Source organism: Terrabacter sp. P5_B1 (genome assembly GCF_056400505.1).
The window spans coordinates 1-11,649 of record NZ_JBFULD010000108.1 but is presented as its reverse complement, the minus strand read 5'-3'; the positions used below and the strand labels follow the sequence as shown (position 1 = coordinate 11,649).

The 11,649-nt window shown below is 67.3% G+C and carries 8 protein-coding genes; 2 read left to right on the top strand and 6 right to left on the bottom strand.

Going from position 1 to position 11,649, the window contains the following annotated elements; translation table 11 throughout:
* Positions 1 to 376: 376 nt before the first annotated feature.
* Positions 377 to 1,795: an ApeA N-terminal domain 1-containing protein gene (locus AC1DP0_RS09890; protein ID WP_478084153.1), complete on the bottom strand. Its 1,419-nt coding sequence runs from the start codon at positions 1,793 to 1,795 to the stop codon at positions 377 to 379.
* A gap of 581 nt (positions 1,796 to 2,376) precedes the next feature.
* On the opposite strand from AC1DP0_RS09890, the gene AC1DP0_RS09885 reads away from it, so the two are divergent.
* A complete protein-coding gene (locus tag AC1DP0_RS09885) occupies positions 2,377 to 2,823 on the top strand; it encodes a hypothetical protein (RefSeq protein WP_478084151.1) in 447 nt (148 codons plus the stop codon).
* Between the two features lie 267 nt (positions 2,824 to 3,090).
* Here AC1DP0_RS09885 and AC1DP0_RS09880 read toward each other — a convergent pair whose 3' ends face one another.
* The 5 genes from AC1DP0_RS09880 to AC1DP0_RS09860 form a co-directional block, all read right to left on the bottom strand.
* A complete protein-coding gene (locus AC1DP0_RS09880; protein ID WP_478084150.1) occupies positions 3,091 to 3,639 on the bottom strand; it encodes a hypothetical protein in 549 nt (182 codons plus the stop codon).
* 75 nt (positions 3,640 to 3,714) lie between these two features.
* Positions 3,715 to 4,965, bottom strand: coding sequence for a sulfatase-like hydrolase/transferase (locus tag AC1DP0_RS09875; RefSeq protein WP_478084149.1), 1,251 nt, complete (start codon positions 4,963 to 4,965; stop codon positions 3,715 to 3,717).
* A 1,076-nt stretch (positions 4,966 to 6,041) separates the two neighbouring features.
* Complete coding sequence (locus AC1DP0_RS09870; protein ID WP_478084147.1) at positions 6,042 to 7,301, bottom strand: IS256 family transposase; 1,260 nt, start codon at positions 7,299 to 7,301, stop codon at positions 6,042 to 6,044.
* Between the two features lie 393 nt (positions 7,302 to 7,694).
* On the bottom strand, positions 7,695 to 7,883 hold the full coding sequence (locus tag AC1DP0_RS09865) for a hypothetical protein (protein WP_478084146.1): 189 nt from the start codon (positions 7,881 to 7,883) through the stop codon (positions 7,695 to 7,697).
* A 52-nt stretch (positions 7,884 to 7,935) separates the two neighbouring features.
* The gene (locus AC1DP0_RS09860; protein WP_478084145.1) at positions 7,936 to 8,328 is read right to left on the bottom strand and encodes an IS3 family transposase; all 393 of its coding nucleotides are present in this window, start codon (positions 8,326 to 8,328) and stop codon (positions 7,936 to 7,938) included.
* A gap of 223 nt (positions 8,329 to 8,551) precedes the next feature.
* Here AC1DP0_RS09860 and AC1DP0_RS09855 point away from each other — a divergent pair.
* Positions 8,552 to 11,649: beta strand repeat-containing protein (locus AC1DP0_RS09855; protein WP_478084144.1), on the top strand; the 3,098-nt coding region annotated here is incomplete at its 3' end.

Below are 11,649 nucleotides of genomic sequence, written 5' to 3'. Positions count from 1 at the left end.
GCCCGAAACTTAGGGCTGAACGGCGGACTGCAGTCACCCTTGTTTCGGCAGCGACACCACATTGTGACGAGAAGCGGACTCATCGGCAGGACCGACCGCACCATCCGCGGCATGTGCGTGCGTCTCCTCGTCGCCGGGAAGCCGGCGCCCACCCGAACGCGAACTGCTTCTCGACTCCGCGGGTGAGCTCGTCGTGAGAGCCGTCATCAACACCGCATTGGCGCTGTGCCGGTCAACTGCGCCATCGCCTCGGTGGTCCCATAACGACACTGCGGCCTGACAACGCTTTGCCCATCGGGCCGCACGCGGGGACGCCCCGAGAGAGGGCACCCAAGGGCCCCGGCTCAGGCGCTCTGGAGGCCTCGCCCGCCGTTGCTCACGAGCACTCACCGATAGAGGAGCCGGGGCTTCCGTCGTCTGACTCCGCCTTGGACGGTTCTGCGCTAGGGCCCCTCGAGGTGGCAGTTGCTTTCCACCTGGCCCAGTAGTCCGCGTGGTGGGCGACGAACTTCAGGCCGTGGAACAGGTCGGAGTTCGGATGGCCAGCGTTTCGTCGTCCTGACTGCCAGAGCAGTTCACCTGGCTTGGGTGACCGCTTGTTGTCGTAGCCGGCCTCCTGTAGGAGCGCGAGGCTGAGTAGTAGCCGGGCGGCCTCGTGCGTCATCACGACGAACAGGTCGTCATCACCTAGGCCGCCCTTCATCGCGAACCCGTGCGCGAGGCTGTTGCGAAAGGTGGCGCTTAGTTCTGCCCACGTCGACACTGGATCCCCTAGGAGCCACGTTGCCGACTGCTCGCCGAGCGCTCCGGCGAGCCGTTCCAGCTTCTTGTGTAGAGGAAAGCGTCGCATGCGCAAGGTGAGCTTGACCGCGTCACGCAGGTTGCGATTGACGCCCAAGTCTTTTAGCTTGTCGAGCAGTTGCTGATCTGGGTCCGACATCGGCAGGTCGGCCCACTTGTGCGCCGCCAGTGCTTCTAACCCGTTGCAGGCGTCAATGAACTGGCTTTGGACGAACTGACCGTTATCGCGTGGCACGGCCGCGGCGACAGCGACCGGCAGTTCTTGGCACAATCGCAGCCAGCGCGGGATGAACGACTCAAACTCGATCTCTGCTGTGTCAAAGAACGGGTCGGCGTGGCCGGTCTTTCCCCATCGGCGACCCAGGGGGCGGCCCCCGTCGACGACGCGCAACTGCTTCTCGTCTTCCGTAACCAGCTGGAGGTCGAAGGCCTGCATCGGTGAGCCAGTCACGATGGCATGAAGATCCGCCAAGGCGGCGCTGAGCCGATTCACGACCTCCAACTTCACGCCTGCGGTGGAAGTCACCACGTACTGTCCGTGGTAAGTCTTGGAGTCACCGGCACGGCCGATCCTGGTCGAGTAGCTCGGTCCCAGTGCGACGCGTAGGTCGTCGTCCACGGACGCTGTGAGCTGCTCAAGCTCGTCCTTCTCCTCGGGTCGAGCCCAGCGCCCCCCGCCAGCGTGAACTTCCGCCGTCATGTGCGCGTTTAGACCGGTCGGGCCGAGCCAATGCAATAGACCGGGGATCTTGAAGAGCGCTGCTTTGTAGTCTTCGTCGTCCTCGACGTGTTCTCCATGCAGCAGCTGCCAGCCGGTCCACGTGGTCTTCTTGACGGGCATGGAGTGGAGACCGGACGGGCCCTCGGACAAGCTGGCTGCGGTCAAGGTGAACAGTCCCACTGGAGTCTCGCCATGGAGGGTCCGGTACTCCACGAGCCCCGGCCGCGATGGCGGCCCGCTGAGCTCACCGTGCAGGGTCACATGCCACGGCATCGACGTGCGTCCCCGATCGCGGCTCCAGGTACCCAGGAAGCCGCTCCTCAGGCCGGTCTGCGAGCCACCAGAGGCCAATCGTCGGCTCGAAGGTCTTCAAGGGCAATCCCCTGTCGCAAGTCATCTAATCTGTGAGCTTCCCGCGGCCTGCGGAGCGCTCGACGAGGCGAGACCTGCGCCCGCTGGCTCTTCAGCCCCTGTCTCTGTGAGTCTAAGGGACGTAACTGTGGCTCCCTGAGGCAATCAAGACTCGTCCGGTGAGGCTCCGCGTGCGCTGCAGCTCGGACGCGGAGGGCGGCATGTGCGTGAAACATCCGGGCCGGCCGGTGCCTCATGTTGAGTGCGCGCGCCAGGACGCGCTTCTCGGCGCACTCTGGGGGCATGGGCACAGGGACATGCAGATTCCTCAGTGGCGACTCCCGCGGCGGGGGTGTCTCGGCCGTCGCCGCGAATCGCCGCACCGGCTACGCGACCACGCTGCGTTCTTCGCTATGACTCCCAGGGTCCGTGAGCATCCCGTGAGCATCGAACTGGTCGGCCCTGAAGGCGTGACGCGTCGACGCGGCAGGCGCCTCACGGCGGTGGCCATCGCAGCGGCCGCCGCGGCCGGGCTGACCGCTTGCAGCACGGACGCCGCCGACCAGAGGGTCATCGACCGGCTCTCTAGGCTGGACGTGATGACCCTGCCGCCGGGGGCCACCGAACTGTCTCGGACGAGCTCGAAGGGCGGCGGAAACAACTTCATCCGCAACGCCTCGTCGGTCACCCTGGTGTACGCCACGACGCAGACGCCCGTCGAGGTGGGGAGGAGCTTCCACGCACGCTTCGATTCGACATGGCACTTCAAAGACAATGCGCTCGTCGAGCTCGGCGGTTGGCGAGCAAGTGGTAGCCCGGACCCAGACCCGGCCGCGGACCCAGGCACGGTCGCCGACGTGATAGCAAGGGCCGTCACGTCCGCGGACAAGGCACCGGCCGGCAGCCAGTCCGTCGAGAGGGTGACCGCGTCGGCCACCCGACCGGCCTGAGGCGATGCGGGCGGTCGCGAAACCGGTGCGAGGCTGACGGGTAAGGGCGCCGGGTCCTGCGTCCTGCAACCCCGGCATGTCAGGTGGTGGTGATGCTCTTCCCTGGGAGATCATTCATTCGCTTCTGGGCGGCGTCCTCCCGCGGAATAAGCGGCGGAGCGTGGCTGGCATGAGCGTCTTGACGCCATCCGCTCGGTTGGCCTCCTGTTGGTTTGACCGTCGGGGAACTAGCCACTACGACTCCCACCACACCGTCAGGCTGGGGCACTATTCGTAGATTTGGGCTGAGATGCTGATGATCGTCGCTGTCCCGTAGTCGCTGTTGTTGAGGTAGGCGCCCTCGACGTAGAGAACCTCACGGCCGTCGAGCCACCGGGCCGGGTCCAGCGGCGTCCGGACGGGGTCCGTGGGCGTGACGCACCGCCGCATGGTGTGAACAGTCTTGCTGGGGCGCTTTTGCGCGTAGTTGGACCAGAAGAGGAAGTGCCCCGAGTCCTCGATCTCCCCGGCCTGCTCCGGGTAGTCGACGAAGATCTCCTCGGAATGGGTTAGGGGGTCGTCCTTCCCGAAGTGCGCCGTCAGACAGACCTTCGACACTCTTGGGAAAGAGGTCCTGAAGTCCACGATGATCGGTATCGAGTCCAAGCCGCCGACGTGGAACGGATAACCGACGGACGACTGTGCCCATGCGTGCCCAGCCGCGCCACCGGCCGGAACAACGCGCTCAGCGGCTGCGAAGGCGCCCGCGGCGCTGCCCATGGCGAACGCTCCAGCCAGAACGCCCGCCGCCCCGCAGGCTCGAAGTCGTGTTGACATCTCGCACCCCTCCTTGGGTCTTCCCTGTCCTTCTCATGTCACTTGTCGCCTACCTTGAGCCGCGGGTGCGGCCGTCTACGGTCGCAGCGCGGTCAGGGCGGCCTGAGCGGCAGACAGCCGTGTCGCGTATGCGGGGTCGTTAGCCCGGTTGGTCAGCTCGTATGGGTCGGCGGCCAGGTCGTAGAGCTCCTTGAATCCTTGGGCGTACACGATGTACTTGTACTGCTGGCTCTTGACCGCCTGCCAAGGGTTGGTCCGGCGCGGACCTTCCATGAAGACCCACGTCCGGGGCAGGGTGGCCTGCGGGTCGGTGAGCAGGGTCTTCAGGCTGAGGCCGCGGGCGCCGGGCATGGTGGTGCCGGCGTAGTCGGCGAAGGTGGGCGCGAGGTCCAACAGGCTGACTTGGTTTGGGATGGTGCCCGCCGCGCGTCCGGGGATGCGCGCGAAGAACGGGATGCTTGCCAGCTCCTCGTAGGGGTAGGCCTTGCTCTCGACGCGGTGGGAGCCGAAGCCGTAACCGTTGTCGCTGGCGAAGATCACCACCGTGTTGTCCAGCAAGCCCTTCTGGCCTAGGTGCGACATGACGGCTCGGACGCTCTCGTCGACCGCTAGCAGGGACCGCGCCTTGTTGGTGCGCTCCTTGAGCCAGCGGTTGACGGTGGTCTGGTCGGCCAAGGGCAGGGACCGGATCTCGGGAGGCTTGTCCGAGACGTCGGCCTCGTTGAAGTTGGGCGGCCTGGGCGCCAACGTGACCGCAGTAGTGGAATAGCGTGCCGGCGGGTTGGCCGGCAGGTGTGGCTGGTTGTAGGCGAGGTAGAGGAAGAACGGCTTACCGGCAGGAGTGGCGTTCACGAAGTTCTTAGCCGCGATGGTGAGGTAGTCAGCGGTGTAGTACCCCTTCGACTCCGCGGCCTTGGCCTCGGAGCCGTCGGCCCGCCAGTAGTCCCACCCGGGCGGAACGTAGCTGGCGGGTCGGCTCCACGGGAAGTCGTTGAGGTACTTCCCGGCCAGGCCCGTGCGGTACCCCGCACCCTTCATGACGGTGGCAATCGTCCGGCTGTCATCGAGGTTCATGCCCTCGGAGTTCGTCCTGACACCGACCTCGCTGGAGTACCGGCCGGTCAGAATCGAGGCGCGACTGGGGCAGCACATCGGGACCTCTACCGCAGCGTGTGAAAAGTTCAGCCACGTTCCATCATTCAGGAACCGCAGCGGGGGGAGCTCATCCTTGCGCATATCGTCGACAAGGACGAACAGCACATTTGGTTGCGTTGCAAGGGCCCGTGCTGCAGGCGGTTGGTTGAGCAGCAGGACGCTCGCGAGCATGCTCAAGATCGCTGCTGTGGCGGATACCCGGCGTGACTGTGCCATGGCGGTCCTTCCTAAGGAATCTTTTCAGGTTTGCCGAGCGATGACCGGGTTTTTCAGCGGCGTCGACGCGTGCACTGGGTAGGCCCGAACATGCCCGGGGGACGTTACAGAGTCCCGGTGGCCGCGTTCAGACGTCCGTTAAGTAACGGCAGGGATGTCCCTGCCGCCTGTCGGGCAGCGGCGACACCGGCCCCGGCCGGGTGAGCGCCCCACCCGCCACCTGGGCGCAAGAGTGCGGCGGGCGAGCCAGGGTGCTTGCGCGGCTGGGTGCTGTTCGGCGTCATGTCGCTCTCCTCTGCGGCCAGAGGTCTGTGTCACGCCACGGTGCCGCAGTGGGCAGCGTGGGTGTGCTGGCGTCCGCTCTTGCGGCTACGACAAGGGGTTATCGGCCTTCCCCCGCATCCACTGGGTCCACAGCAGCTCTTTGGACGCTGCAGCCCCAGACGAGCATCTCCTCGTCACCGGGCGGCAGGCCGAACCAGTGGCCCATGACGCGGGGTGCTGATTCCTGAGTCGCATGGTCTGAGTCTCCTCCGTGAGAAGGTGCCGCGCGGCGTTTTCTGTAAGCCAGGTGGCCGTGCGCTGTGACAAGGCTGGGTGTTCACCGAGGGGATGCAAGAACTGAGGATGAGCGCAGGCGCTTGGGCCGCGACCAAACCCACCCCGACCTGGGCAACAACCGGCAATCCGGAGGTTGACGTAAGCCGTGACCTCTAGCGGGGCCACGGGTGGTCCTGTTCTCGTGCCGCCACCACCTCAGCACCCCGTCCGTCGTGGTCGCCGATGGCCGCAGGAGCTGGCCTGGCGAGGAGCGAGCTCCAACCAGTGGTCAGAGGGACAGGGGGTGGACGCCCACTTGGGCCACCGTCTCGAAGCTTCCTGGCTGCATGCACGCTCATCGGCATGAGCGGAAGACTCCTTCCGATTGGGTAGCGACGCGGTTACCGGCATCAGCGGAACCGACGAGCGCGCCAGCGGCCGGTCAAGTCCGGCTCGGTGGTGTACGACGGTGATCCGTCGGGGTTGTTCGGTTAGGCGTTGATGGCGCCGGCGATCAGGTCGGCGGGCACCTCCTCGGGCTGGTCGTCGGTGGTGTGGTCGGTCAGGACGGCTCGGGCGTTCTTGAGTGCCTCGAGGCCGAGGTAGCGGCGTTGCTCGGCCCACTCGTCGTGCTGCTCGGCGAGGACGGCCCCGACGAGCCGGATCACGGCGTCGCGATTCGGGAAGATCCCGACGACATCGGTGCGCCGGCGGATCTCACGGTTGAGGCGCTCGTTGGGGTTGTTGGACCAGATCTGCTTCCAGATTTCTTTCGGGAACACGGTGAACGCGAGGATGTCGGCGCGGGCCAGCTCGAGGTGCTCGGCGACGGCCGGGAGCTTCTCGTACAGGCCCTCCAGGACCCGGTCGAACTGGGCGTTCACGCTCTCGGCGTCGGGCTGGTCGTACACCGAGTGCAGCAGCGCCCGCACCCACCCCCACTGCGACTTCGGGGTCACCGACATCAGGTTCGCCGCGTAGTGGGTGCGGCACCGCTGCCAGGACGCCGCCGGCAGGGTCGCCCCGATCGCCTCGACCAGGCCGGCGTGCGCATCGCTCGTGACGAGCGCGACCCCGGACAGGCCACGGGCGGTCAGGTCCCGGAAGAAGCTCAACCACCCGGAACCGGATTCGGTTGTGGCGGGGTGGATCCCGAGGACCTCACGGTAGCCGTCGGCGTTGACACCGGTCGCGACCATCACCGCGACCTTGACGACCCGGCCGGCCTCGCGGACCTTCATCGTGAGCGCATCGGCCGCGACGAACGTGTACGGGCCCTCGTGCAGCGGGCGGGTGCGGAACGCGGCGACCTGCTCGTCGAGGTCCTTCGCCATCACCGACACCTGCGACTTGGACAGGCCGGTGATCCCGAGCGTCTTGACGAGCTTGTCCATCCGGCGGGTGGACACCCCGAGGAGGTAGCAGGTCGCCACGACCGTGGTCAGTGCCGCTTCCGCGCGGCGGTGCCGCTCGAGCAGCCAGTCCGGGAAGAAGCTGCCCTCACGCAGCTTCGGGATCGCGATGTCCAGGGTGCCGGCGCGGGTGTCGAGGTCACGGCGGCGGTAGCCGTTGCGGCTGTTGACCCGGTCCGCCGAGCGGGTGCCGTACTCGGCGCCGCACACCGTGTCGGCCTGCGCGGACAGCAGGGCGTTGATGAACGTGCCGAGCAGCTCGCGCATCAGATCGGGGCTGGCCTGGGCCAGCTGCTCGTGCAGGAAGACGGCAGGGTCAATAATGGTGTTCGCGGTCATCGCAGTGTCCTTCTTCGAGTCGGTTGTGAGAGATCACTCGAAGGATCACAGCGGTGACCGCACCTGCATCTGCAGGACACGCTCACCGGGATCGTCGTACACCAACGCTATGGACTCAACTCAGCGGCCGGCCCGGTCAACGCTGCATCGGTTAGACATGGCACCCATGCTTCACGCCCACGTTGGCGCGATGCCCGAGCGTTCCGCGTACTCGAGAAATGACTTCCGCGCACGCTCAACTTCATCCTGAGTGCAGGGCTCGGCGGAGTTGGCGTACACGATGTAGTTCGCCGGGTGAACAAGATGGCCAAAGCGAAGCACCCTGTGCTGACGGTCTGCCACTTCTCCCCGACGATCCAAGAGCAACTCGAGCCTGTACTCATAGTCACTCGGCTATGGCACACCCTCGGTGACATTCCCCACGAACTCCATGAAGTGCCGCACCGACGAGCGGCTGCCCAATGTAAACACCACCGCGAGGTCCTCAACGTCATCTGAATCCGGCTTGAGCGACTTGCGCACCGTCTGCCAATTCAGGAGCGATTCGGCAGAGCGGGTGCCCAGCCGAAGGCGCGCATCCACGACCATCCTGCCCTGCGCTCCGGTGTTGGTCAGAACTGTCCCGTACCGGGGTTTAGTGGAGGCTCGGAACTGACGCGATGACGGTAGCCGTCGCGGGATTTTGGCGGTAGTGCTGCCCTTCGAATTCGACGGGTGGGATGAGTCCGATCTCGCCGTGCAGGCGCCGGTGGTTGAACCAGTCGATGTACTCCGCGACGGCGAGCTCGAGGTCATCGATGCCGCGCCACGGTCCTCGGTTACGCAGCAGCTCGGCCTTGAGAGCGAGTTGAACGCCTCGGCGAGGGCGTTCTACTTCCTCGGTGCTGCCATGACTCTCATCCTTCCGTGGAATGAGAGCCTCCATCAGACCCGGTACGGACATACCGCTTCGCCCGGCCAAGCCTGCCGGCAGGCCGTGGGCTTGGCGGGGGGACCGCTCGGCTTCCCGCTCCATCATGAGCAGCATGGCGCCCAGCGCCCCCCCTCGTTTGCGTGAGGAAGCGCCGGGCTCAGGGCGCGGCTGCATCGGGCCACCCCCGCGCCCGACCTGGGGCCGGACGTCATCTTTCGCGATTTACCAAAAACTACTCAAATCGGAACTATGGTCAACCTGCTGATGATCAGAAGGCCACGCCGGCCGCTGCAAAGGCACAACGGCCCCCGCATCCAGCCCGACAAGAGGGAACAGAATGTTCTTCCGGACCAGAGCCCGCCGGGTGGCCCTCGTTGCGGCGATCACGTCCGTGGTCGGCGCCCAGCTCGCCTTCGTCCTGCCGGCCTCGGCCGCGACGCTGACCGTCTCCTCGACGGTGGACGTAGCCACGAACTTCGGTGCGTGCGGCAGCGCGTCCACGACCCCCACCGGCGGCAGCCTGCGCGAGGCGGTGTGCGCAGCCAACAACGCCGGCGCGGCCTCCTCCACCATCACCGTCCCCGCTGGCACGTACAGCCTCACCAACGGCGAGCTGCAGATGGGCAAGGTGCCCGGAAGCAACATCACCCTGACGGGCGCCGGCGCGGGAGCCACAATCATTCAGGGGAACGGGACGTTCCGGATCTTCAACCTGGACCCCAACCTCGTTGGCGCGGTGACCACCAGCATCTCGAGCGTGACAATCAGCGGGGGCAGCGACAGCACGTTCGGCGGCGCCGGAATCATCGCCGGCTCAGCCGCGCAGCCCACCGGCGCCCCGTTGGACGCCCTGACCGTGAGCAACTCGACGATCACCGACAACAACGCCTCCGGTCGCAGCAACACCGGCGGCGGCATCGCATTCTCCGGCGGCAGCCTGACCATCACCAACTCCACCATCAGCAACAACACCACGAACGGCGCTCAGGGCTCCGGGGTGTGGTACCGCGGCGAGGGGACCGGGCCAGGCGAAGGCCTCACGATCAGCGGGACGACGTTCAGCGGCAACGACGTGACCACCCCCGACGTCAACCTCGGTGGTGCGCTCGCCGTTGAGGTCACGCGGAGCTCACCCGCCGTGTTCAACGTGGGCAACTCGAGGTTCGTCGGCAACACCGCCACCGGCAGCGGACTAGGCACCCCGGTAGGCGCGGCCATCTATGCCCCGTCCGGGGTCCTGAACGTCACCGAGTCGACCTTCACCGGCAACTCGGCCGCCGGAACGAGCACGGCCGGCGGCCCGATCTCGGCCGGCGGAGCGATCGGGGTCACTGGCGCCACGGCCACGTTGCACTACAACCGGTTCACCGGCAACACCTCGACGAATGGGTCGGCCGTGTCCGCGACCGCTGGGTCGGTCGACGCCACGGACAACTGGTGGGGCTGCAACACCGGCCCCGGCACGGGCGGGTGCGACAGCGTCGCAGGAGCTGTGACGGCGTCGCCGCGGCTGGTCCTGACCGCGACCGCCAGCCCGGCGACCGTCGTCGGGCCGAACGCCACCTCGACCATCACGGCCGCGCTGACCACCGACTCGCTCGGAAGTGCGATCGGCGCTTCCAACCTCGACGCCTTCGCCGGTCTGCCCGTTGCGTTCAGCAACCCGTTGCCCAGCGGCGCCACCGTGGGCGCAGCGTCTTCCAATCTCAGCTCGGGCTCGACCAGCACCTCCTACAACAGCCAGAACACCAGCGGACCCGGCCACGTGCGCGCCTCCCTGGACAACGGCACTGCCACCGCCACGGTCACCGTCAACCGGGCCCCGGCGATCACCAGCGCCAACACCGCCGCGTTCACCGTCGGCACTGCGGGCAGCCTCACCACGATCACCACCGGCTACCCAGCCCCGGCGATCACCAAGACGGGCATCGTGCCACCGGGCATGACGTTCACCGACAACGGCAACGGCACCGCCACCCTCGCCGGGACGCCGACCGCCGGCGGCGTCTACCAGCTCAGCCTGACGGCAGCCAACGGGGCCGGGTCGATCGCCACCCAGACCCTCACCGTCACGGTCACTCGGGCACCGGCCTTCACCAGCGGCAACACGGCGACCTTCGCCGTCGGCACCGCGGGATCGTTCACGGTCACCACGGCCCCGAACGCCTACCCGACGCCAGCCATCACCATGACCGGCACCCTTCCCGCCGGGCTGACCTTCGGCGACAACGGGAACGGCACCGCGACGCTGACCGGGACGCCGACGGCCGGCTCGGGCGGGGTGTACTCGTTGAGCCTGACCGCGTCGAACGGGGTGAACCCGAACGGCACACAGACACTGACGGTCGTCGTCAACCAGGCCCCGGCGGCCACCACGAAGCCGGCCGACCAGACGGTGAACTCGGGCGCCTCGGTGAGCTTCATCGCGGCAGCCTCGGGCTTCCCGGCACCGACGGTTCAGTGGCAGCGCAGCACCAATGGCGGCGGCACCTACAGCAACATCGCTGGCGCGACCAGCCCGACCTACACCTTCACGGCCGCCTCGGCTGACAACGGCAACAAGTACCGGGCGGTCTTCACCAACGCGGCCGGCAGCGCCGCCAGCACCGCCGCCACGCTGACCGTCAACACCGCGCCGACGATCAGCAGCGCCAACACCACCAGCTTCACCGTCGGCAGCCCCGGCTCGTTCATGGTGACGACGAGCGGCTTCCCGAACGCGACGCTGAGCACCACTGGTTTCCTGCCGGCCTGGTTGGACTTCACCGACAACGGCGACGGCACCGCGACCCTGGCGGGCACCGCGCCGGTCGGCAGCGGCGGGCAGTACAGCTTCACCATCAACGCCGACAACGGCACCCTCCCGTCGGACAGCCAGGCGTTCATCCTGAGCGTCAACGAGTCCCCGACGATCAGCAGCGCCGACCACGCGACCTTCCAGGCCGGGACGGCTGGGAACTTCCCCGTGACCACCACCGCCGGGTTCCCGGTCGCGACGACCGTCACCAAGACCGGCACCCTGCCCGACGGCGTCACGTTCACCCCGAACGGCACAGGTGGCGCCACTCTCGCCGGGACCCCCGCCGCCGGCACCGCGGGCAGCTACCCGATCACGATCACCGCGACCAACGCCGCCAGCACCCCCGCCACGCAGAGCTTCACACTCACCGTCACCGACCCGCCGGTCCTCACCAGCACCGACCACGCCACGTTCGCGGTCGGCAAGGCCGGGACCTTCACGGTGACCACCTTCGGCGGCGCCGGCAGCGTCGCCATCACCCAGGCCGGCACCCTGCCCAGCGGAGTGGGCCTCACCGACAACGGCGACGGCACCGCGACGCTGGCCGGCACCCCGGCCGCCAGCACCGGCGGCACCTACCAGGTCGCGCTCACCGCCAGCGACGGCGTCAACCCGGACGACACACAGGCCTTCAC

Coding starts and splice junctions, on each gene's coding strand:
- AC1DP0_RS09890 (WP_478084153.1), bottom strand. CDS start 1,795: ATGCCGTGGCATGTGACCCTGCACGGTGAGCTCAGCGGGCCGCCATCG.
- AC1DP0_RS09880 (WP_478084150.1), bottom strand. CDS start 3,639: ATGTCAACACGACTTCGAGCCTGCGGGGCGGCGGGCGTTCTGGCTGGA.
- AC1DP0_RS09875 (WP_478084149.1), bottom strand. CDS start 4,965: ATGCTCGCGAGCGTCCTGCTGCTCAACCAACCGCCTGCAGCACGGGCC.
- AC1DP0_RS09870 (WP_478084147.1), bottom strand. CDS start 7,301: ATGACCGCGAACACCATTATTGACCCTGCCGTCTTCCTGCACGAGCAG.
- AC1DP0_RS09860 (WP_478084145.1), bottom strand. CDS start 8,328: ATGCTGCTCATGATGGAGCGGGAAGCCGAGCGGTCCCCCCGCCAAGCC.